Source organism: Pseudomonas sp. MT92, from assembly GCF_058792515.1.
The window spans coordinates 34,613-55,394 of the sequence record NZ_JBXAFA010000009.1 but is presented as its reverse complement, the minus strand read 5'-3'; the positions used below and the strand labels follow the sequence as shown (position 1 = coordinate 55,394).

The 20,782-nt window shown below is 61.8% G+C and carries 18 protein-coding genes; 12 read left to right on the top strand and 6 right to left on the bottom strand.

Annotated elements, in window-relative coordinates; translation table 11 throughout:
• The first annotated feature begins 2 nt into the window (after window positions 1-2).
• From paaC to paaZ, 7 genes are all read left to right on the top strand, one after another.
• Window positions 3-764 carry a 1,2-phenylacetyl-CoA epoxidase subunit PaaC gene (gene paaC, locus AC1Q6D_RS17750; protein ID WP_103405844.1) on the top strand — a complete coding sequence of 254 codons (762 nt, stop codon included), beginning with the start codon at window positions 3-5 and terminating at the stop codon, window positions 762-764.
• Window positions 751-1,284: a 1,2-phenylacetyl-CoA epoxidase subunit PaaD gene (gene paaD / locus AC1Q6D_RS17745; protein WP_103405845.1), complete on the top strand. Its 534-nt coding sequence runs from the start codon at window positions 751-753 to the stop codon at window positions 1,282-1,284. The genes paaC and paaD overlap by 14 nt, the downstream gene beginning before the upstream one ends.
• 33 nt (window positions 1,285-1,317) lie before the next feature.
• The gene (paaE, locus tag AC1Q6D_RS17740) at window positions 1,318-2,394 is read left to right on the top strand and encodes a 1,2-phenylacetyl-CoA epoxidase subunit PaaE (protein ID WP_103405846.1); all 1,077 of its coding nucleotides are present in this window, start codon (window positions 1,318-1,320) and stop codon (window positions 2,392-2,394) included.
• A gap of 183 nt (window positions 2,395-2,577) precedes the next feature.
• Window positions 2,578-2,886: a DUF485 domain-containing protein gene (locus tag AC1Q6D_RS17735; RefSeq protein ID WP_103405847.1), complete on the top strand. Its 309-nt coding sequence runs from the start codon at window positions 2,578-2,580 to the stop codon at window positions 2,884-2,886.
• Window positions 2,883-4,529: a cation acetate symporter gene (locus tag AC1Q6D_RS17730; RefSeq protein ID WP_103405848.1), complete on the top strand. Its 1,647-nt coding sequence runs from the start codon at window positions 2,883-2,885 to the stop codon at window positions 4,527-4,529. Before AC1Q6D_RS17735 ends, AC1Q6D_RS17730 begins: the two co-directional genes overlap by 4 nt.
• Before the next feature lie 34 nt (window positions 4,530-4,563).
• Window positions 4,564-5,817, top strand: a complete 1,254-nt coding sequence (locus tag AC1Q6D_RS17725; protein ID WP_103405849.1) for an OprD family porin — start codon at window positions 4,564-4,566, stop codon at window positions 5,815-5,817.
• 58 nt (window positions 5,818-5,875) lie between these two features.
• Window positions 5,876-7,945 (top strand): phenylacetic acid degradation bifunctional protein PaaZ, encoded by a 2,070-nt coding sequence (paaZ, locus tag AC1Q6D_RS17720; RefSeq protein ID WP_103405850.1) that lies wholly within the window; start codon window positions 5,876-5,878, stop codon window positions 7,943-7,945.
• A 126-nt stretch (window positions 7,946-8,071) separates the two neighbouring features.
• Here paaZ and AC1Q6D_RS17715 read toward each other — a convergent pair whose 3' ends face one another.
• The 3 genes from AC1Q6D_RS17715 to AC1Q6D_RS17705 are packed head-to-tail and all read right to left on the bottom strand — an operon-like array spanning window position 8,072 to window position 11,529.
• Window positions 8,072-8,923 (bottom strand): helix-turn-helix domain-containing protein, encoded by an 852-nt coding sequence (locus tag AC1Q6D_RS17715; RefSeq protein ID WP_178083151.1) that lies wholly within the window; start codon window positions 8,921-8,923, stop codon window positions 8,072-8,074.
• Window positions 8,924-8,976: 53 nt separating this feature from the next.
• Window positions 8,977-10,395, bottom strand: coding sequence for an aminotransferase (locus AC1Q6D_RS17710; RefSeq protein WP_103405852.1), 1,419 nt, complete (start codon window positions 10,393-10,395; stop codon window positions 8,977-8,979).
• Between the two features lie 30 nt (window positions 10,396-10,425).
• Entirely contained in the window at window positions 10,426-11,529 is a 1,104-nt protein-coding gene (locus AC1Q6D_RS17705) for a polyamine ABC transporter substrate-binding protein (RefSeq protein WP_103405853.1), read from the bottom strand.
• A gap of 232 nt (window positions 11,530-11,761) precedes the next feature.
• Here AC1Q6D_RS17705 and AC1Q6D_RS17700 point away from each other — a divergent pair, with 232 nt between their 5' ends.
• The 4 genes from AC1Q6D_RS17700 to AC1Q6D_RS17685 all read left to right on the top strand — a co-directional run bounded on the left by AC1Q6D_RS17700 (window position 11,762) and on the right by AC1Q6D_RS17685 (window position 16,610).
• Complete coding sequence (locus AC1Q6D_RS17700) at window positions 11,762-12,544, top strand: enoyl-CoA hydratase-related protein (protein ID WP_103405854.1); 783 nt, start codon at window positions 11,762-11,764, stop codon at window positions 12,542-12,544.
• A complete protein-coding gene (locus AC1Q6D_RS17695) occupies window positions 12,541-13,722 on the top strand; it encodes an acetyl-CoA C-acyltransferase family protein (RefSeq protein ID WP_103405855.1) in 1,182 nt (393 codons plus the stop codon). Before AC1Q6D_RS17700 ends, AC1Q6D_RS17695 begins: the two co-directional genes overlap by 4 nt.
• Before the next feature lie 177 nt (window positions 13,723-13,899).
• The gene (locus AC1Q6D_RS17690) at window positions 13,900-15,021 is read left to right on the top strand and encodes an HlyD family secretion protein (RefSeq protein ID WP_103405856.1); all 1,122 of its coding nucleotides are present in this window, start codon (window positions 13,900-13,902) and stop codon (window positions 15,019-15,021) included.
• Window positions 15,018-16,610 (top strand): DHA2 family efflux MFS transporter permease subunit, encoded by a 1,593-nt coding sequence (locus tag AC1Q6D_RS17685; RefSeq protein WP_103405857.1) that lies wholly within the window; start codon window positions 15,018-15,020, stop codon window positions 16,608-16,610. Before AC1Q6D_RS17690 ends, AC1Q6D_RS17685 begins: the two co-directional genes overlap by 4 nt.
• A 24-nt stretch (window positions 16,611-16,634) precedes the next feature.
• Here AC1Q6D_RS17685 and AC1Q6D_RS17680 read toward each other — a convergent pair whose 3' ends face one another.
• The 3 genes from AC1Q6D_RS17680 to AC1Q6D_RS17670 all read right to left on the bottom strand — a co-directional run bounded on the left by AC1Q6D_RS17680 (window position 16,635) and on the right by AC1Q6D_RS17670 (window position 19,707).
• A complete protein-coding gene (locus AC1Q6D_RS17680) occupies window positions 16,635-17,075 on the bottom strand; it encodes a carboxymuconolactone decarboxylase family protein (protein WP_103405858.1) in 441 nt (146 codons plus the stop codon).
• Window positions 17,076-17,217: 142 nt separating this feature from the next.
• Entirely contained in the window at window positions 17,218-18,660 is a 1,443-nt protein-coding gene (locus AC1Q6D_RS17675) for a mechanosensitive ion channel domain-containing protein (RefSeq protein WP_207291519.1), read from the bottom strand.
• 180 nt (window positions 18,661-18,840) lie between these two features.
• Window positions 18,841-19,707, bottom strand: a complete 867-nt coding sequence (locus tag AC1Q6D_RS17670; protein WP_103405859.1) for a pirin family protein — start codon at window positions 19,705-19,707, stop codon at window positions 18,841-18,843.
• 270 nt (window positions 19,708-19,977) lie between these two features.
• Between AC1Q6D_RS17670 and dkgB the strand changes: the two genes are divergently transcribed.
• Entirely contained in the window at window positions 19,978-20,781 is an 804-nt protein-coding gene (gene dkgB / locus AC1Q6D_RS17665; RefSeq protein WP_103405860.1) for a 2,5-didehydrogluconate reductase DkgB, read from the top strand.
• Window position 20,782: the final 1 nt, after the last annotated feature.

The window sequence follows — 20,782 nt, the reverse complement described above, 5'->3', positions numbered from 1 at the left end:
CCATGAATAACAAGACCGATCTGATCGAATACCTGCTGCGCCTCGGCGACAGCGCCCTGATCCAGGGCCAGCGCCTGTGCCAATGGTGCGGCAAGGCCCCGGCCCTGGAAGAAGAGCTTGCGCTGATGAACGTCGGCCTCGACCTGGTGGGACAGGCGCGCAACTGGCTGGACTACGCTGCCGAGCTGCTGGACGACGGCCGCGACGCCGACGACCTGGCGTTCCGTCGCGACGAGCGCGCCTACCGCAACCTGCTGCTGGTGGAGCAACCCAACGGCGATTACGCGGTGACGATCCTCAAGCAGTTCCTGTATGACGCCTGGCACCTGCAAGTGCTGAACGGCCTGAGCCAGTCCAGCGATGAACGCATCGCCGGGATCGCCGCCAAAGCCGTGAAGGAAGTCACCTATCACCTGCGCCGCTCCGGCGAGTGGGTCGAGCGTCTGGGTGACGGCACCGAGGAAAGCCACAAACGCATGCTGGCGGCGATCCCCGAGGTCTGGCGATTCACCGTCGAACTGACCAGCGCCGATGACAGCGAACAGCGCCTGCACGCGGCCGGCATCACCCCGGACACCGCGCAAGTCGCCGCCGCCTGGCAAGCCAAGGTCAACGAAATCTTCGCCAGCGCCACCCTGCCCGTGCCTGCCGCGCCCAGTTATTTCTACCTCAATGCACGCAAGGGCCTGCACACCGAACACTTGGGCATCCTGCTGGCCGAGATGCAATTCCTGCCACGAGCGTACCCCGATGCAACCTGGTGAGCTGATCGCCAGCGACCTCGGCGCCCGGCCGGCACAACCGACCGACCTGGCTGCTGCGTGGGCGATCCTCGCCGAGGTCATGGACCCGGAAGTGCCGGTGGTCAGCGTGGTCGACCTGGGCATCGTCCGCGATCTCGATTGGCAGGCCGGCCATCTGCACGTGGTGGTCACGCCGACCTACTCCGGCTGCCCGGCCACCGAAGTGATCGAAGGCGATATTCGCCAGGCGCTGGAACAGGCCGGTTTCCAGGCGCCGCAGCTGGAGCGTCGCTTGACCCCGGCCTGGACCACCGACTGGATCACTGACAGCGGCCGCGAACGCCTGCGCGCCTATGGCATCGCACCGCCCGAAGGCAGCACCAGCAAACGCAGCCTGCTCGGTGAAAGCCCGGTGATCCGCTGTCCGCAATGCGGCAGCGCCCACACCGAAGTGCTCAGCGAGTTCGGTTCCACTGCGTGCAAGGCGCTGTATCGCTGCGTCGATTGCCGGGAACCGTTCGACTATTTCAAGTGCATCTGAGCGGCAATCGGCCGTCCCAGCTGGAGAACAACAATGAGTAAATTTCACAGCCTGACCATCAAGGACGTGCGCACCGAGACCCGTGACGCGGTGTCCATCGCCTTCGAGATTCCGCAACACCTGCAAGACAGTTTTCACTTCACCCAGGGCCAGCACCTGGTGATGCGCACCCATCTGGACGGCGAAGAAGTGCGTCGCTCGTACTCGATCTGCACCGGGGTCAACGACGGTGAACTGCGTGTCGCCATCAAGCGCGTGGCCGGCGGGCGCTTTTCCGCCTTTGCCAACGAACAGTTGAAGGCCGGGCACAGCCTGGAAGTGATGCCGCCTGCCGGGCATTTCTGCGTCGAACTCGATCCGGCGCGCCACGGCCACTACCTGGCGGTCGCGGCGGGCAGCGGCATCACGCCGATCCTGTCGATCATCAAGACCACCCTGGAAACCGAGCCGCACAGCCGCGTCACCCTGCTGTACGGCAACCGTTCTAGCTCCGGCGCCTTGTTTCGCGAACAGCTTGAAGATTTGAAGAACCGTTACCTGCAACGCCTGAACCTGATTTTCGTGTTCAGCCGCGAGCAGCAGGATGTCGACCTGTACAACGGCCGGATCAACGCCGAGAAATGCGAGCAACTCTTCAGCCGCTGGATCGATGTCAAAGCCCTCGACGCCGCCTTCATCTGCGGCCCGCAGGAAATGACCGAGACCGTGCGCGACAGCCTCAAGGCCAAGGGCATGGCGCCTGAACGCATCCACTTCGAACTGTTTGCCGCCGCTGGCAGCCAGCAAAAACGTCAGGCCCGCGAAGCCGCGCGCCAGGTCGACGCCGCCGTCAGCCAGATCACCGTGATCAGCGACGGCCGCGCCCTGGCCTTCGACCTGCCACGCAACAGCCAGAGCATCCTCGACGCCGGCAACGCCCAAGGCGCCGAACTGCCTTACTCGTGCAAGGCCGGGGTGTGCTCGACCTGCAAATGCAAGGTCATCGAGGGCGAAGTGGAAATGGACAGCAACCACGCCCTGGAAGACTACGAAGTGGCCGCCGGCTATGTGCTGTCGTGCCAGGCGTTTCCGGTGAGCGACAAGGTGGTGCTGGATTTCGATCAGCTCTAATCCCCCAACCGCACCCCTGTAGGAGCGAGCCTGCTCGCGAAGAACCTGAGAGCAACGCGTGTATCCAGACTACACGCGTCATCGTTCACGGCCATCGCGAGCAGGCTCGCTCCCACAGTTGTTCAGTGATCAACCCGAATACACCGTTACACCCAAAACAAAAACAACAAAGGAGCTCGCGTCATGACCCCCCAGGAAATAGAACTCATCGGCCAGCACCCGGATTTCATCCAGCTGGTTCGTCGCAAACAGAAACTGTACTGGTCACTGAGCCTGGCCATGCTGGTGATCTATTACGGCTTTGTGCTGCTGGTGGCTTTCTCCCCTTCTACCCTCGGCCAATCCCTCAGTGGCGGCGTAACCAGCGTGGGCATGCTGGTGGGTGTAGTGATCGTGCTGCTGGCCTTTGCATTGACCGGTTTCTATGTCTATCGCGCCAACAACGTGATCGATCCGCTGAATGAAAAACTCAAGCAGGAGTGCGCCCGATGAGCCGTCCTCTCGCGATGTTCCTGCTGCCGCTGGCGGCAGTCACTGATTTCGCCGTGGCCGCCGACGGCGCGTCCCGGCCAATGAACTGGAACGCCATCGGCATGTTTCTGGTGTTCGTGCTGTTCACCTTCGGCGTGACGCGCTGGGCGGCACGGCGTACTCGCTCCGCCAGCGATTTCTACACCGCCGGCGGTGGCATGACCGGCTTTCAGAACGGTCTGGCGATTGCCGGCGACATGATCTCGGCGGCGTCCTTCCTCGGCATCTCCGCGATGATGTTCCTCAATGGTTACGACGGTTTGCTGTACGCCCTGGGTGTATTGGCGGGCTGGCCGATCATTCTGTTTTTGATCGCCGAGCGCCTGCGCAACCTCGGCAAATACACCTTTGCCGACGTGGTGTCCTATCGCCTGGAACAAACCCCGGTGCGCCTGACTTCAGCGTTCGGCACCCTCACGGTGGCGTTGATGTACCTGGTGGCACAAATGGTCGGCGCCGGCAAACTGATCGAGTTGCTGTTCGGCATCGACTACCTCTACGCGGTCATGCTGGTCGGCGTGCTGATGGTGTTCTACGTGACCTTCGGCGGCATGCTCGCCACCACCTGGGTACAAATCATCAAAGCCGTGATGCTGCTGTTCGGCACCACGTTCATGGCGTTCATGGTGCTCAAGCATTTTGGGTTCAGCACCGAAGCGATGTTCGCCGGCGCCACCGCCGTGCATGCCAAGGGCAACGCCATCATGGCGCCCGGCGGGCTGCTGTCGAACCCGATCGATGCGATCTCGCTGGGGCTGGGCATGATGTTCGGCACCGCCGGCCTGCCGCATATCCTGATGCGCTTCTTCACCGTCAGCGATGCCAAGGAAGCGCGTAAAAGCGTGTTCTACGCCACCGGTTTCATCGGCTATTTCTACTTGCTGCTGATCATCGTCGGCTTCGGCGCGATCGTCATGGTCGGCACCGACCCGGCGTTCCGTGACGCCAGCGGCGCGATCATCGGCGGCGGCAACATGATCGCCGTACACCTGGCGCAAGCCGTGGGCGGCAACCTGTTCCTCGGCTTCATCTCGGCCGTGGCCTTCGCCACCATTCTGGCGGTGGTCGCCGGGCTGGCATTGTCCGGCGCATCGGCGGTGTCCCACGACTTGTATGCCTGCGTGATGCGCAAGGGTCAGGCCACCGAGCAGCAGGAAATTCGCGTGTCGCGCATGGCCACGCTGTGCATCGGCGTGCTGGCAATCATCCTCGGTCTGTTGTTCGAGTCGCAGAACATTGCGTTCCTGTCCGGGCTGGTCCTGGCCATCGCCGCGTCGGTGAACTTCCCGGTGCTGTTCCTCTCGATGTACTGGAAAGGCCTGACCACCCGTGGCGCAGTGACCGGCAGTCTGGCGGGGCTGGTCTCGGCGATTGTCCTGCTGATCCTGAGCCCGGCGGTATGGGTCAACGTGCTGCACCACGACAAGGCCCTGTTCCCTTACTCCAACCCGGCGCTGTTTTCCATGAGCCTGGCCTTCTTCAGTGCCTGGGTGTTTTCGGTCACCGATACCTCGCCCCGTGCCGCCCTTGAACGCGGCCGTTACCTGGCGCAGTTCATCCGTTCAATGACCGGCATCGGTGCCTCCGGCGCCAGCAATCACTAAACGACAATCGATCTGATGGCAGGGAACAAAAATAATGAAGCCCGCGCGTACCGCATCCTACGAATCACTGTTTTCGCTGGCCGCCGCATTGAGTCTGCCCATGGTCGCCACCAGCGCCATGGCCGACTTCATCGACGATAGCAAGGCCCGCATTGAAATGCGCAACCACTACATCAATCGCGATTTCCGTCAGGACAACGCACCACAATCCAAGGCTGAAGAATGGGCCCAGGGGTTCACCGCGCGCATCGAGTCCGGGTTCACCGACGGCACATTCGGCTTCGGTCTCGACGCGTTGGGAGAGTTGGGGCTGAAGCTCGATTCCAGCCCGGATCGCCGGGGTACCGGGTTGCTGCCCTACGGCCCGAACAGCCATGAACCGGCGGACGAGTACAGCCAACTGGGGCTGACCGGCAAGTTGCGAGTGTCCAAAAGCGTGCTGAAGCTCGGCACCCTGCAACCCTTGCTGCCGGTGGCGACCTACAACGACACCCGCCTGTTGGCGTCGACCTTCGAAGGCGGCTTGCTCACCAGCCAGGAAATCAGTGGCCTGACGCTGAACACCGGGCGCCTGACCAAGACCAACCTGCGAGATTCCTCCAGCAACGATGACATCGGCTACGGCACCGCCACCAGTGATCACTTCGACTTTGCCGGCGGCACCTACGCCTTCAGCCCGCAACTGAACCTGAGCTACTACTACGGCAAGCTCGATCAGATTTATCGCCAGCAGTTCGTCGGACTGGTGCACACCCAGCCGCTGGGCAACGGCTTCAACCTGCGCAGCGATCTGCGCTATTTCGACAGCCGGGGTGACGGCGCCGAGCGGGCCGGGCGTATCGACAACCGCAACTTCAACAGCATGTTCACCGTGTCCCACGGTGCCCACAAGGTCAGTGCCACGTACCAGCAGTTGTCTGGCGACAGTGCCTTTCCGTTCCTCAACGGCGGCGACCCGTACGTGGTCAACCTGGTGACCTACAACACCTACACCCGCGCGGACGAGGACTCCTGGCAGCTGCGTTACGACTATGACTTCGCAGCGCAAGGCATCCCCGGCCTGACCTTCATGACGCGCTACACCGACGGTCGCCACGTCAAGGCCGGCAGCGTCGACAACGGTCGCGAGCGGGAGCGCGACACCGACATCAGTTACGTCATTCAGAGCGGCGTGTTCAAGGACGTCAGCCTGCGCTGGCGCAACGTGACCTTCCGTTCCGGCAATGGCTTGAAAACCGCCATCGATGAGAACCGGCTGATTGTCGGTTACACCCTGGCGCTTTGGTAATCCCTGAAAAGCGCGGTTGCGGCCGCGCCAACACCTTTCATAATCTGGAGCAATCGTGATGTCCTCTTCACCTGCACTGCACGCCCCCACCCTGCAAAGTTTCATCGCCGGCCGCTGGATCGGCCAACACGGCGCCCAGGTGCTGCGCAGCGCTATCGACGGCCATGAAATCGCCCGTACCCACGAAGAACGCCCGGACTTCGCCGAAGCCATCGAACATGGCCGTCGCCAGGGTGTCAGCGGCCTGATGGCGCTGGACTTCCAGCAGCGTGCCCAGCGCCTCAAGGCCCTGGCCCTGTACCTAGCCGAACGCAAGGAACAGCTCTATGCGATCTCCCACCACAGCGGCGCCACCCGCGCCGACAGCTGGATCGACATCGAAGGCGGCAACAGCACGCTCTTCACCTACGCCGGCCTCGGTTCGCGGGAACTGCCGTCGGGCAACGTCGTCCATGAAGGCCCGGCCCTGCAGCTGAGCAAAATGGGCACCTTCGCCGGCACCCACATCCTCGTGCCTCGGGGCGGCGTGGCGGTGCACATCAACGCCTTCAACTTCCCGATCTGGGGCATGCTGGAAAAATTCGCCCCGAGCTTCCTCGCCGGCATGCCATGCATCGTCAAACCGGCCAGCGCCACCAGCTACCTGACCGAAGCCGTGGTGCGCCTGATGGACGAATCCGGCTTGCTGCCAGCGGGCAGCCTGCAACTGATCATCGGCGGTACCGGCGATCTGCTCGACCGCCTGCAAGGCCAGGACGTGGTGACCTTCACCGGTTCCGCCGACACCGCGGCCAAGCTACGGGTCAACCCGAACCTGATTCGCAACTCGGTGCCGTTCACCGCCGAAGCCGACTCGCTGAACTGCGCGATCCTCGCCCCGGATGTCACCCCGGACGACGAAGAGTTCGAGCTGTTCATCAAGGAAGTCGCCCGGGAAATGACCACCAAGGCCGGGCAGAAATGCACCGCCATTCGCCGTGCCATCGTCCCGGCCAAACACATCGATGCCGTGGCCACCCGCCTGCGCGATCGCCTGGCCAAAGTGGTGGTCGGCGACCCGTCGGTGGAAGGTGTGCGCATGGGTGCGCTGGCGTCCCACGATCAACAGAAAGACGTCGCCGAGCGCCTGGAAGCCCTGTTGCAGAGCAGCGACATGCTGTTCGGTGCCCGTGACGGCTTCGAACCACGCGGTGAGAACGTCAGCCAGGGCGCGTTTTTCGCCCCGACCCTGCTGCAAGCCCGCGACCCGCACGCCGAAGGCGGCGCCCACGATATCGAAGCCTTCGGTCCGGTCAGCACCTTGATGGCCTATGACGATCTCGACGAAGCCCTGGCCCTGGCCGCACGCGGCAAAGGCAGCCTGGTGGCCAGCCTGGTAACCAAGGATCCGCAGATCGCCGCCAAGGCGATTCCGGTGGCCGCTGCGTTGCACGGGCGCTTACTGGTGCTGGATCGCCACTGCGCAGGCGAATCCACCGGTCACGGCTCGCCGCTGCCGCAACTCAAGCATGGCGGCCCCGGTCGTGCCGGTGGCGGTGAAGAACTGGGCGGCCTGCGTGCGGTGAAGCACTACCTGCAACGCGCGGCGGTACAGGGTTCGCCCACCATGCTCGCGGCGGTGACCGGTGAATACGTGCGTGGCGCCAACGTGATCGAAACCGACGTGCACCCGTTCCGCCGCTACTTCCAGGACCTGCAGATCGGCGAGTCGCTGCTGACTCACCGCCGTACCGTCACCGAAGCGGATCTGGTGAACTTCGGATGCCTGTCGGGGGATCACTTCTACATGCACTTCGACGACATCGCCGCCAAGGCATCGCAGTTCGGCAAGCGCATCGCCCACGGTTATTTCGTGCTGTCGGCCGCCGCCGGTCTGTTCGTATCCCCAGGCGTCGGCCCGGTACTGGCCAACTACGGCCTGGACACCTTGCGCTTCATCAACCCGGTGGGCATCGGCGACACCATCCAGGCTCGCCTGACCTGCAAACGCAAAATCGACCAGGGCAAAAAGAGCCCGCAAGGCGTCCCGCAAGGGGTGGTGGCGTGGGACGTGGAAGTCACCAACCAGTTGGGTGAACTGGTGGCCAGCTATGACATTTTGACCTTGGTGGTCAAACGCGAAGACTGATGCAACACCTGTAGGAGCGAGCTCGCTCGCGATGGACGTGAATAATGGCGCGCGCTTTCTGGATGAGCGCGGTGCTCTCGGGTTCTTCGCGAGCAAGCTCGCTCCTACATGGGCTCTGCGTTGTAGTCAGTGCTTGCGCAACCACTCAATAAACAACGCGAACAACTCCGACTGCGACCCCACTTCCAGTTTCAGGTACAGATTCTTGCGGTGCATGCGTACGGTTTCCGGGGAGATGCCCATCTGGCTGGCGGTGGATTTCACCGAGTGGCCGCGTAGCACCATGTGCGCCACTTCCCGCTCGCGCTCGGTCAGCACGTCGCACCCGAATTGCTCGAATGCCGACTGCACCCGGTGCTTGAGATCATCACGCAGGCCCTGATCGTTATTGCTCTGGATTTCGTGACTGCGCAGCAGGCCACGCTGGCTGAACTCGCTGACAAATTCGCGCACCAGCGGTTCGACGGCGCGCAGCAGGTTCAGCTGATCGACCCGCAGGCATTCACCCCCGAAACCCTGGAACAGGCTGATGGAGATCTTGGTGTCGTTGCCCGTATCGACGATGTAGTAACTGTCTTCCGAACAACCCGCCTTCAGGTAATAGGACTTGTAGTAGTCACTGTCGAAGAAGTTGTCCGGGGCGATTTCCTCCAGATGATAGAAGCCTTGCGCCAGGCCATGCTCCACCGCCAGGCAAAACGGGTCGAGCAGGTAGCCCCCGGAAAAATAGCGGTCGAGAATCGAGACCTGGTACTCCTGGGCAATACCGCGCTGATGCAGCAACCGGGGCGCGCGGTCCTTGCGCTCCAGGCTGATCATCATCGACTCGATGGACACCAGTTGCGCCAAGGCGGACGCCAGGTATTGCAGGGCGTCAGGCTCGTCGACATGGGCGAATGCCTCGCGCATGCCCCCATGCCATTTGTGCAACGCCCCGAAGGGCATTGCGATCAGTGTGTCGTCGTCTGGTTTGCTCATGCCCCGCAGTCTAGCGGGTGAGCAGGCCCTTGGTAAAAACCTGACGGAAAGACTCATTGGCCGAAATACTGGCCGCTCTGCTCCAGCTCGGCCGCCACTTCGAGGATGCACACCCGCAGGATCTCGACAATTTCATCGACCTGGTCATAGCTGAGAATCAACGGCGGCGACATGACATTGAGGTGCATGATCGGCCGCACCAGCAAGCCCCTGGCCTGTGCCCGCACATGGATTTTTTCGCCGATGTTGATGTCGTCGGCGAACAACGCCTTGGTGCGTTTGTCGGCGACGAACTCCACGCAGGCCATCAATTTCTGGCAACGCACATCCCCCACCAACGGCAAATCCTTGAGCGTGGCCAGGCGCTGTTCCAGATAGCCGCCGACATCGTCGACATGGGCCAGCAGGTTTTCCCGCTCGATGATTTCAATGTTCTTCAGCGCCGCCGTGCAGCACACCGGATGACCGCTGTAGGTGAAGCCGTGGGTAAAGCAGCGACCCTTGCCGGGTTCGGCGATGACTGTCCAGATGCGGTCGGAAAAGATGCACGCCCCCAATGGCAGATAGGCGGAGGTCAGGCCCTTGGCGGTGGTGATGATGTCGGGTTGCACATCGAATACGTCCAGGGAGGCGAAAAACTTGCCCAGGCGCCCGAACGAAGTGACCACTTCGTCGGCAACGAACAGGATGTCGTAGCGCTGGCACACCTCCCACATGCGCTTGAGATAACCCTTGGGCGGAATGATCACCCCGCCCGAGCCCATGATCGGCTCGGCGAAAAAGCCGGCGACCTTGTCCACGCCGATCGACAGGATCTTGTCTTCGAACTCCTTGACCAGGAACTCGAGGAACTGCGCTTCGTCCATGCCGTCCGGGGCGCGGTACGGGTTGGGGTTGGACACGTGATGGATCAGCGGGTTGGCGTAATCGAACTCCGGCACCCGGTCGGCGGCCTTGTTGCCGATCGACATGGTCAAGGTGGTCGAGCCGTGATAGGCGTTGAAGCGCGCGATGATGTGTTTCTTTTGCGGCTTGCCGCGGCAGTTCTGGTAGTACTGGATCAGCCGGTACGCCGTGTCCACCGCCGTGGAACCGCCCGTGGTCAGGAACACATGGTCGAGGTCGCCGGGGGCGAGGCTGGCGAGTTTTTCGCACAGCTGAATCGCCACGTTGTTCGACATGTCGGAAAACGGGTTGGAATACGCCAGTTGCCGTACTTGATCGGCAATGGCCAGGGCCATTTCTTCACGGCCCAGACCGATGTTGGTGCACCACATGCCGCCGACGGCATCGAGAAAACGGTTGCCCTGGGTGTCATATATATAGGCGCCGTCGCCGGCGACGATGTTCAGCGAGCCCTGCTCGGCATGCTCGTCGAACACGTGATAGCCGTGCATGTGATGGGCCTTGTCGGCCTTGACCAGTTCAGCCGCTTCGACGGTCGAGAACACTTTTTTAGTTGGGGTAGCCATACAAGAACCTCAAACGAAACGATTGGACGATCAAATCCCGCTTTTCACGGTGCTCCAGACGCGTGTCATGGCTCGCATGTCTTTCGCGTCCTGGGTTTTCTGCGGAAACAACCGTTGACGAACATCTTCATCGGGATAAATCGCCGGATTGTTTCGCACGCTGGCATTGAGCAATGGCGTGGCCGCCGCGTTGCTGTTGGCGTAATTGATGAAGTCGCTCACGTCCGCCATCACCTGCGGCTGCATCAGGTATTGCAGAAACCTGTGGGCGTTGGCGACGTGGGGCGCATCGGCCGGGATGTACATGTTGTCGAACCAGATCAGCGAGCCTTCCCTGGGAATGAAGTACGCCAGGTTGATCTGCTTCTTGGCTTCTTCGGCGCGGGCCATGGCCGTCGCGTAGTCACCGGACCAGGTCATGGCCATGCACACGTCGCCATTGGGCAGACTGGTGAGGTAATTGACCGAGTCGAACTTGCGGATGTACGGCCTGACCGACAGCAGCAAGTCCTGGGCGGCTTTCAGGTCCGCCGGGGCCGCACTTCTCGGGTCACGTCCCAGGTATTTCAAGGCCATGGGAATGACTTCGGTGGGGGCATCGAGCAGGGTCACGCCGCAGTCGGCGAAGCGCGACACGATCTTCGGATCGAAGATCATCGCCAGCGAGCCGATCGGCGCGTCCGGCATGCGCTCCTTGATTTTGTCGACGTTGTACGTGACGCCGTTGCTGCCCCAGGTGTAGGGCGCCGAATAGGCGGTGCCCGGATCGAACCCTTGCAGGTCGTGCAGGACTTTCGGGTCAAGATTGCTCCAGCCCGGCAGCAACTTTTTATCCAGCGGCTGGAAGACCCTGGCCTGGATCAGCGGCGGTGCGAGGGAGGCGTTGAGCACGATCAGGTCGTAACCGGAGTGGCCGGTGAGCAACTTGGCCTGCACGGTTTCATAGGAATCGAACGTGTCGTAGATGACTTTGATGCCGGTGGACTTTTCAAAGTCCGACAGGGTTTTTTCACCGATGTAATCCGCCCAGTTGTAGAGCCGCAGCGTATGGCTGTCGTCCACTTCGGCGGCCTGGGCGTTGATGATCAACGGAAGAGCAAACAGACTGGAAATCACCCTCAGTGTCTTGCGCATTGCACATTCACCTTATCAAGCGAGTTCGGCTCTGGATGAGCGGTGAACCTACTATTGGGCGATTCGCCAGGCGGCACCATACCCCGAATGGGTGTGTGCGGACCGACTGGCACTGCCGGCCAAGTCACGGCACATGGCAAAAAGCATCAGGTGGGTTGACCCGTTTTGTCATAGCTGCGGGGTTTGCCTGCCGCTTAAAGTGGCGGCCGAACCGACTCTGCAAGAGCCATCCATGACCGACCTGATCAAACATGAACAACGCGATGGCGTACTGACGCTGACCATCGACCGCCCCGACAAGCTCAACGCACTGACCAACGCCATGTACATGCGCCTGGCCGACCTGTTGTTCGCGGCGGACGAGGACGACTCGGTCGGCGTGGTCATCCTGACCGGTGGCCCGACCTGTTTTTCCAGCGGCAATGACCTGGTGGACTTCCTGCAACAGCCACCTACGCATCTGGACAGCCCGGCCTTTCGCCTGATGCGCGCCGTGACCCATCTGCAAAAACCACTGATCGCGGCCGTGTGCGGAGCCGCCATCGGCATTGGCACCACCGTGCTGCTGCATTGCGATCAGGTGCTGGTCACCCGCAATGCCAAGCTGCGCATGCCGTTCGTCAACCTGGGCCTGTGCCCGGAGTTCGGTGCCAGCCTGCTGCTGCCGCGCCTGCTCGGGCAGGCCCGCGCTGCACGCCTGTTGCTGTTGGGCGACAGTCTGGACGGCAGCGAAGCGGTGGCATGGGGCCTGGCCAACGAGGTGTTCGACGACGGGGCGCAATGCCTGGTGGCGGCCACCCGTGTGGCCCATCGGCTGTTGGCAATGCCCCGGCACGCCCTGCGGCAATCGCGACAACTGATGAAACAGGCCGGCATGGCCGAACTGCAAGCCACCCTGCGTGAAGAGAACCTGCTGTTCATCGAACGCCTCAATAGCGACGAAGCGAAAACGGCCTTGAACGCCCTGCTCAATCGCAGTACTGATAAGAATTCACCGAAAGGAAACCAGCCATGAACACTCCGCAAATCTACGTCGTCAGCGCCGCCCGTACCGCCATCGGCACCTTTGGCGGTTCACTCAAGGACGTGCCACCCGCCGACCTGGCCACCATCGCCGTGAAGGCCGCCCTGCAACGGGCCGCCGTGGACCCGGCGCTGGTCGGTCATCTGGTCATGGGCAACGTGATCCCGACCGAAAACCGTGACGCCTACATCTCCCGGGTCGCCGCGATGAACGCCGGCATCCCGAAAGAAACCCCGGCCTACAACGTCAACCGCCTCTGCGGCTCCGGTTTGCAAGCGATCATCAGCGCGGCGCAGACGCTGCTGCTGGGCGATGCCGAAATCGCCATCGGTGCCGGCGCCGAATCCATGAGCCGCGGCCCGTACCTGATGCCTTCGGCCCGTTGGGGCGCGCGCATGGGCAACGTCCAGGCCATCGATTACATGCTGGGCATCCTGCATGACCCGTTCCACAACATCCACATGGGCATCACCGCCGAGAACATCGCCGAACGCAACGGCATCACTCGCGAAATGCAGGATGCCCTGGCGCTGGAAGACCAGAAACGCGCCGCCCATGCGATTGCCAACGGTTATTTCAGCGAGCAGATCGCGACCGTGGAAATCCAGGATCGCAAGGGCACCAAGCTGTTCAACGTCGACGAGCATCCACGCGCCACCTCCCTGGAACAGCTGGCCGCAATGAAGCCGGCGTTCAAGAAAGAGGGTTCGGTCACCGCCGGCAACGCTTCGGGCTTGAACGACGGCGCGGCTGCGCTGGTCATGGCCACCGGCAACGCGGTCCAGGCTAACAACCTGCGCCCACTGGCGCGTCTGGTCAGCTACGCCCACGCCGGCGTCGAGCCTGAACTGATGGGCCTGGGACCGATCCCGGCCACGCGCCTGGCACTCAAGCGCGCCGGCCTGACCGTCGCTGACCTGGACGTGATCGAAGCCAACATCGCCTTCGCCGCACAAGCCTGCGCGGTCAGCCAGGAACTGGACCTCGATCCGGCCAAGGTCAACCCGAACGGTTCGGGTATCGCCCTGGGTCACCCGGTAGGCGCGACCGGCGCCATCATCGCCACCAAGGCCATCCACGAACTGCACCGCATCAACGGCCGTTACGCCCTGGTGACCATGTGCATCGGTGGCGGTCAGGGGATTGCGGCGATTTTCGAACGCGTTTAATCCCCTACGTTACACCTGTGAGGAGCTGCCGCTGGCAGCTCCTCCGTCCTCGTTTCCGACTTCAATCCTCCGTTGACCTTGCACCTGACGACCGGCCGCAAAAACCATTTGCCACTAAATATTACATACGTCATATTACGTACGTAATTAAAAGCCGCTTCCGACAGGTAATTCTCCATGACCGGCATGCCCTCCGTTGAACCCGACCTTGCTATCCCGGTGAACACCCCCCGGTCTCCCCTGCTCAAGCGCCTGCTGCTGCCAACGCTGGGTGTGGCGGCGCTGGTAGTGGCCGGCGTGTATACCGCGCATTGGTGGACAACCGGCCGTTTCATCGAAGCAACGGACGATGCCTACATCGGCGGCGACGTAACGGTGATCGGGCCGAAAGTGGCGGGTTACATCGACGAAGTGCTGGTGACCGACAACCAGAAGGTCAAGGCCGGCGATGTGCTGATTCGTCTCGACTCCCGCGATTACCGCGCCAACCTGGCCAAGGCCGAAGGCGCGGTGGCGGCCGAGGAAGCCTTGCTCGCCAACCTCGATGCGACCGAACAACTGCAGCAAGCCGTCATCGGCCAGGCCCGCGCCGGCATCGACGCCGCCGGCGCCGAAACCGCCCGTTCGCGGGATGACGACGCGCGCTACAAAAAACTGGTCAGCACCAACGCCGTTTCCGTGGAAAGCGCGCAGAGGGCCAACGCCACCTTCAAGACCGCCCAGGCCCAAAGCAATCGCGCCCAGGCTGAGTTGCTGGCCGCTCAGCGGCAGTTGAACGTGATCGCCACCCAGAAGCAGCAGGCCCGCGCCGCGCTGATCCAGGCCAGGGCCGAACGTGATCTGGCGCAGTTGAACGTTGGCTATACCGAACTGCGCGCCCCCGTCGACGGCGTGATCGGCAACCGCCGGGCACGGCTCGGCGCTTATGCCCAGGCCGGTTCGCAACTGCTGTCGGTGGTGCCCTCCAGCGGCTTGTGGGTCGATGCCAATTTCAAGGAAGACCAATTGGCACGCATGACGCCCGGCCAGCGAGTCGTGATTCATGCCGACGTGCTCTCGGGTCAGGAATTCCACGGTCACCTGGACAGTCTCGCGCCGGCCAGCGGCGCTCAGTTCAGCGTGCTGCCGCCGGAAAATGCCACCGGCAACTTCACCAAGATCGTGCAACGGGTGCCAGTGCGCATCCACCTCGATCCGGCTGACGGCGTGCTCGGCCACCTGCGCCCCGGCCTGTCGGTGACCGCCGAAGTGGACACCCGCAAGGAGCCTGAAGCGCCAGCCGTGGCCAGCGCGCCATGAGCCGCGCCTTCGCCGCCCCGGCGCAACCGTTCAATGCGGCGAACATGGCGACGGCGACCAAGGTCTTCGCCTTCGCCAGCATGTGCATCGGCATGTTCATTGCGTTGCTGGACATCCAGATCGTCTCGGCATCGCTGCGTGACATTGGTGGCGGACTGTCGGCCGGCACCGACGAAACTGCCTGGGTGCAAACCAGTTATCTGATCGCCGAAATCATCGTCATTCCGCTGTCGGGCTGGCTCTCCCGAGTGTTTTCCACCCGCTGGCTGTTTTGCGCCTCGGCGGTGGGCTTCACCCTGACGAGTCTGTTGTGCGGCGCGGCGTGGAACATCCAGAGCATGATCGCCTTCCGTGCCCTGCAAGGCTTTCTCGGTGGATCGATGATCCCGCTGGTGTTCACCACCGCGTTCTTTTTCTTCACCGGCAAACAACGGGTCATCACCGCCGCGACCATCGGCGCCGTGGCGTCTTTGGCGCCGACCCTGGGCCCGGTGATCGGCGGCTACATCACCGACATCTCCTCCTGGCACTGGTTGTTCTACATCAACCTGGTGCCGGGGATTTTCGTTGCAGTGGCGGTGCCGATGCTGGTGAAGATCGACCAGCCGGAACTGTCGCTGCTCAAAGGCGCCGACTACATAAGCATGGTCTTTCTCGCGCTGTTTCTCGGCTGCCTGGAATACACCCTCGAAGAAGGCCCGCGCTGGAACTGGTTCAGTGACCGCACGATTCTGACCACCGCCTGGATCAGTGGCCTGGCAGGGCTGGCGTTCATTGGCCGGACCTTGCACGTGGCCAATCCGATCGTCGATCTGCGCGCCCTGAAGGACCGCAACTTCGCCCTCGGCTGCTTCTTCTCGTTCGTCACCGGCATCGGCCTGTTCGCCACCATTTACCTGACGCCGCTGTTTCTCGGTCGGGTGCGTGGCTACGGCGCGCTGGACATTGGTCTGGCGGTTTTCTCCACCGGCGTGTTCCAGATCATGGCGATTCCGCTGTATGCCTTTCTGGCCAACCGTGTCGACCTGCGCTGGATCATGATGGCCGGCCTTGGGCTGTTCGCCTTGTCGATGTGGGATTTCAGCCCGATCACCCATGACTGGGGGGCCAGGGAATTGATGCTGCCGCAGGCCCTGCGCGGGATTGCCCAGCAATTGGCGGTGCCGCCCGCGGTGACCTTGACCCTGGGCGGGTTGGCACCGGCGCGACTGAAACATGCTTCGGGGTTGTTCAACTTGATGCGTAACCTGGGCGGCGCGATTGGCATCGCCGCTTGTGCGACCATTCTCAATGACCGCACCAACCTGCACTTCACCCGGCTGGCGGAAAATCTCAACAGCACCAACGAAGCCCTCAACCAGTGGCTGTCGCAGGTCGCTAACAACTTCGCCGCCCTGGGACAGAGCGGCGATGTCGGGGTCACTGCCAGCCTGCATCAGCTCTGGCTGTTGACCTATCGCGAAGCCCAGACGCAAACCTATGGCGACGCGTTTCTGATGATCGGGGTCTGCTTCGTCATCGCCACGGCGATGGTGCCCTTGATGCGCAAGGTGCAACCACCGGCCGCGCCAAGTGCCGATGCCCATTGAGGCGCATCGGCAACGACTTGAGGATCAGGCCTGAGGGGTTTTGCGGAAGCCTACCGCCAGGCGGTTCCAGCTGTTGATGGTGCTGATGGCCACGGTCAGGTCGACCATTTCCTTGGGTGTGAACTGGGCGCTGACCACTTCGTAGTCTGCATCCGGCGCGTGGGTCAGGCTCAGTTGGGTCAGGGATTCGGTCCACAGCAGCGCGGCGCGTTCACGCTCGGTGAAGAACGGCGCTTCACGCCAGGCGGTCACGGCGAACAGGCGACGCGGGGTTTCACCCCCCTTGATCGCATCGGCGGTGTGCATGTCGATGCAGAAGGCGCAGCCATTGATTTGCGAAGCACGCAGCTTGACCAGCTCGATCAGGGGTTTCTCCAGCGGCAGCTTGGAAACCGCGGTTTCCAGGGCGATCATCGCTTTGAGGGCGTCAGGGCTGGCGGTATAGAAATCGGTACGTGGTTGCATGGGATGTGCTCCAGGGCAAGTGGGTGTGTGACTACGTTAGTGCCTGAAGCGCTTTGGACAAATAGCCAATATTCCCGAAGTCGAGGAGGCCACTTGCGCCAGAAGAAAGGTCAACCTCCCCCACGAATCCTGCAACGACCCTTCATACCCGATTACGCAACCAATGCAAAAAACCCGTTTTCTGCACAACCTGCGGCACGTCCTGAGTCAGTGTCTGCGCTTTGTGCAAACGGAAATCCAGCAGGTTTTTCATCGCATCGTTGATGTCGTGACGGGCATCCAGACAAGGTTTGAGGTACTCCTTCTCGATGCGGTAAAGCGCGCACGGGGTTTTCGCCGCAAACGCGGCGGGCACCGAACTGTCTTCCAGGATGCCCGCCTCGCCGATCACTTCGCCCGGTCCCATGCGCCCGGATTCGAAAGGCGTACCGTGGCGGCTCAAGGTGACCGTCACCACCCCGGATTCAATGATGAACAAATGATCACTGACCTCCCCCGCCGCCAATATCGTCTCGCCGGCACGAAAGGTTTGCAGGCTCATGTTCTGGCTGAAGGTTTCTTTCTCTTCCTGACGCAAGGTAGAGAAGATCGGTGAACTGTCGAGCAGCGCCCGTGGCCGTGAATGGTTGGTCGATGCGATGGGTTCCTCGCTCGACAACAGGTTGACCCCGGACGCCTGCAAATGCCGGTACGCCAGATCGTAGAGTTGATTGCGTACCTCGCGCTGCTCGTTCATCGAGGCGACAAACCCGCTGATTTCGTATTCGACACCGGCACTGCTGGCGCTTTTCAACGCCACTTTCGGCGCCGGCTTGTTCAACAGCATGCGACAGCCCTGCATCGCCCGCTCAAGGGCATCGATCACCTTGTTCGGCCGGACATGGGGGCTCACCTGCAAACTGATCGAAATGCCGAAAATGTCGCTGGGCCGACTGAAGTTGATGATCTTGGCCTTGGCCGCCAGCGAATTGGGAATCACCGCCATGCTGCCCAGGGACGTCTGCAGGCGCGTGGCGCGCCAATCGATGTCGATGACCCGGCCTTCGGTGCCGTCGATGGAGATCCAGTCATCCAGTTGATAGGGTTTGGTGGTGTTGAGGACGATCCCGGAAAACACGTCGCTGAGGGTGCTCTGCAAGGCCAGGCCGACAATGATCGCCAGCGCGCCGGATGTGGCCAGGACGCCCTTGACCGGCAGATCAAGCACATACGCCAGGGCCGCGATGACCGCGACCAGGAAAATCACCGCGCCGAGCAGGTCCTGCAACAGTCGCCCGGTATGCCCGACCCGTTGCATCATCGCCGCGCCAATCAACACGGTCAGGGTGCGCGCACCGAACAGCCACCAACCGATCTGCAACCCTGTCGCCGCCAGATGCAACGGCACATTGTCGGCCCACGGCGCCGGCTCCATCGGATTCAAGCCTTCGTTGAACAGCAGAAGACTGAACAATGAAAAAATCACGACCCGCACCAACAGCTTCCAGCCATTGCGATTGGCACTGACCAAACGCCACAGCCCGAGATCGATCAACACCAGCGCCATGGCGCAAATCAGCGGATGTTCGGTAAGAAAAGACAACATCAAGCAACTCCAGCCCGGAACAATGAACGCAAGATCGCATTGGCCACAGTGTAGGAGCAATTGATTTAGCTGGAGCCTGACGTGCACAAACCTGCAGCAGCGTGCTTGCCCGTTGCCACAGGTTATGGGGGTTGCCGGATGTACGTGCCCATGCTCAGCGCGATGTCGCGGGTCTTCGCGTCAACCGTGCATGCGACCGAAGCGGCCGGACTGGAAGTCGGCGAAAGCCTGGTGGATCTCCTGTTCGGTGTTCATCACGAACGGACCGTGACCAACGATCGGCTCGTCAATCGGCTCACCGCTGAGCAACAGCACCACTGCATCGGCACTCGCTTGCAGGCTGAGCTGGTCGCCCTGGCGCTCGAACAGGACCAACTGGCCTTCGCCCACCGACTCCAGACCATTGACCTGAACCGTGCCGCGCAAGATCACCAACGCCGTGTTACGACCTTCATGCAGGTCAAGCGTGAGCGCCTGGCCGCCATTGAGACGCAGGTCCCAAACGTCGATCGGCGTAAAGGTGCGCGCCGGGCCTGTTTGCCCATCGAACTCACCGGCAATCAAGCGCAGACGGCCCGCGTTGTTCTTCAGGGCGATGCTTGGGATATCAGCGTCAAGAAGGGTCTGGTAACCGGGGTCGGCCATTTTGTCCCTGGCCGGCAGGTTGACCCACAACTGCACCATCTCCAGGGTGCCGCCGCTTTTGGCAAAACCTTCGGAATGGAACTCTTCGTGGAGAATGCCGGAAGCTGCGGTCATCCATTGCACATCGCCGGCGCCGATCTTGCCGCCACTGCCGGTGGAATCGCGGTGTTCCAGTTCGCCCTTGTAGACGATGGTCACGGTTTCGAAACCCCGGTGCGGGTGCTGACCCACGCCACGTCGCTCGGTGGTCGGGGTGAATTCAGCCGGCCCCGCGTGATCCAGCAGCAGAAACGGGCTGATGTGTTTGGCCAGGTTGTCGTAGGAAAACAGCGTACGGACCGGAAAACCGTCGCCGACCCAGTGCATATGCGGGCTGGTGTAGATACCGATGATGTTTTTCATGGTGTCTCCTGAAGAGGTGAGTGAAACCATGGACATAGCTTAAAAACATCGCCAATGAAGCGCTAGACGGTGAAAAACAGCTTGATCGTTCTACTAGCGGAACGATGACTACTCAGCTGACGCCCACGCCGCCAGATCAGTCCTCGCGCTACAGCAGACTGTCCGATTGATGATTTCCGGTAAACATTGCTTTGCCATTGCAGCGGTTTTTCCCAGGGAAGCGAATACGGATACTCGCGCCCATTCCCACTGCAACCTCTGGAGTCTTTCATGTCTATTCCCGCATTCGGCCTGGGTACTTTTCGCTTGCAAGGCCAGGTGGTCATCGATTCGGTGCGCACCGGCCTCGAACTGGGCTACCGGGTCATCGACACCGCGCAAATCTACGAGAACGAAGCCGAGGTCGGCCAGGCCATCGCCGCCAGTGGCATTGCCCGTGAAGAACTGTTCATCACCAGCAAGATCTGGGTGGCCAACTTCGCCAGGGAGCGCCTCATCGACAGTCTCAAGGACAGCCTGCGCAAACTGCGCACCGACTACCTGGACCTGACGCTCATCCACTGGCCGTCGCCGGAAGATCAGGTACCGGTGGAGGAATTCATGGGCGCCTTGCTCGAAGCCAGGCAACTGGGCCTGACCCGGCAGATCGGGGTATCGAACTTCACCATCGACCTGATGAAACAAGCCATCGCCGCCATCGGCGCCGAGCACATCGCTACTAACCAGATCGAACTGCACCCCTATCTGCAAAACCGCAAAGTGGTCGAGTTCGCGCAGCGCCAGGGCATCCAGATCACCTCGTACATGACCCTGGCTTACGGCGAAGTGCTCAAGGATCCGATTATCCGGCAAATTGCCGAACGCCTGCAGGCGACTCCGGCACAGGTCACCCTGGCCTGGGCCATGCAATCGGGTTACGCGGTGATTCCTTCGTCGACGAAACGCGCCAACCTTGAAAGCAACCTGAAGGCTTGCGAACTGAAGTTGAGCGATGCCGACATGGCCTTGATCGCCAGTCTGGATCGCGGCCATCGCCTGACCAGCCCCAAAGGCATCGCGCCACACTGGGACTAAG

Coding starts and splice junctions, on each gene's coding strand:
- AC1Q6D_RS17690 (WP_103405856.1), top strand. CDS start 13,900: ATGACCGGCATGCCCTCCGTTGAACCCGACCTTGCTATCCCGGTGAAC.
- AC1Q6D_RS17705 (WP_103405853.1), bottom strand. CDS start 11,529: ATGCGCAAGACACTGAGGGTGATTTCCAGTCTGTTTGCTCTTCCGTTG.
- paaD (WP_103405845.1), top strand. CDS start 751: ATGCAACCTGGTGAGCTGATCGCCAGCGACCTCGGCGCCCGGCCGGCA.
- AC1Q6D_RS17735 (WP_103405847.1), top strand. CDS start 2,578: ATGACCCCCCAGGAAATAGAACTCATCGGCCAGCACCCGGATTTCATC.
- AC1Q6D_RS17725 (WP_103405849.1), top strand. CDS start 4,564: ATGAAGCCCGCGCGTACCGCATCCTACGAATCACTGTTTTCGCTGGCC.
- paaE (WP_103405846.1), top strand. CDS start 1,318: ATGAGTAAATTTCACAGCCTGACCATCAAGGACGTGCGCACCGAGACC.
- AC1Q6D_RS17700 (WP_103405854.1), top strand. CDS start 11,762: ATGACCGACCTGATCAAACATGAACAACGCGATGGCGTACTGACGCTG.
- paaZ (WP_103405850.1), top strand. CDS start 5,876: ATGTCCTCTTCACCTGCACTGCACGCCCCCACCCTGCAAAGTTTCATC.
- AC1Q6D_RS17695 (WP_103405855.1), top strand. CDS start 12,541: ATGAACACTCCGCAAATCTACGTCGTCAGCGCCGCCCGTACCGCCATC.
- dkgB (WP_103405860.1), top strand. CDS start 19,978: ATGTCTATTCCCGCATTCGGCCTGGGTACTTTTCGCTTGCAAGGCCAG.
- AC1Q6D_RS17685 (WP_103405857.1), top strand. CDS start 15,018: ATGAGCCGCGCCTTCGCCGCCCCGGCGCAACCGTTCAATGCGGCGAAC.
- paaC (WP_103405844.1), top strand. CDS start 3: ATGAATAACAAGACCGATCTGATCGAATACCTGCTGCGCCTCGGCGAC.
- AC1Q6D_RS17680 (WP_103405858.1), bottom strand. CDS start 17,075: ATGCAACCACGTACCGATTTCTATACCGCCAGCCCTGACGCCCTCAAA.
- AC1Q6D_RS17675 (WP_207291519.1), bottom strand. CDS start 18,660: ATGTTGTCTTTTCTTACCGAACATCCGCTGATTTGCGCCATGGCGCTG.
- AC1Q6D_RS17710 (WP_103405852.1), bottom strand. CDS start 10,395: ATGGCTACCCCAACTAAAAAAGTGTTCTCGACCGTCGAAGCGGCTGAA.
- AC1Q6D_RS17730 (WP_103405848.1), top strand. CDS start 2,883: ATGAGCCGTCCTCTCGCGATGTTCCTGCTGCCGCTGGCGGCAGTCACT.
- AC1Q6D_RS17715 (WP_178083151.1), bottom strand. CDS start 8,923: ATGAGCAAACCAGACGACGACACACTGATCGCAATGCCCTTCGGGGCG.
- AC1Q6D_RS17670 (WP_103405859.1), bottom strand. CDS start 19,707: ATGAAAAACATCATCGGTATCTACACCAGCCCGCATATGCACTGGGTC.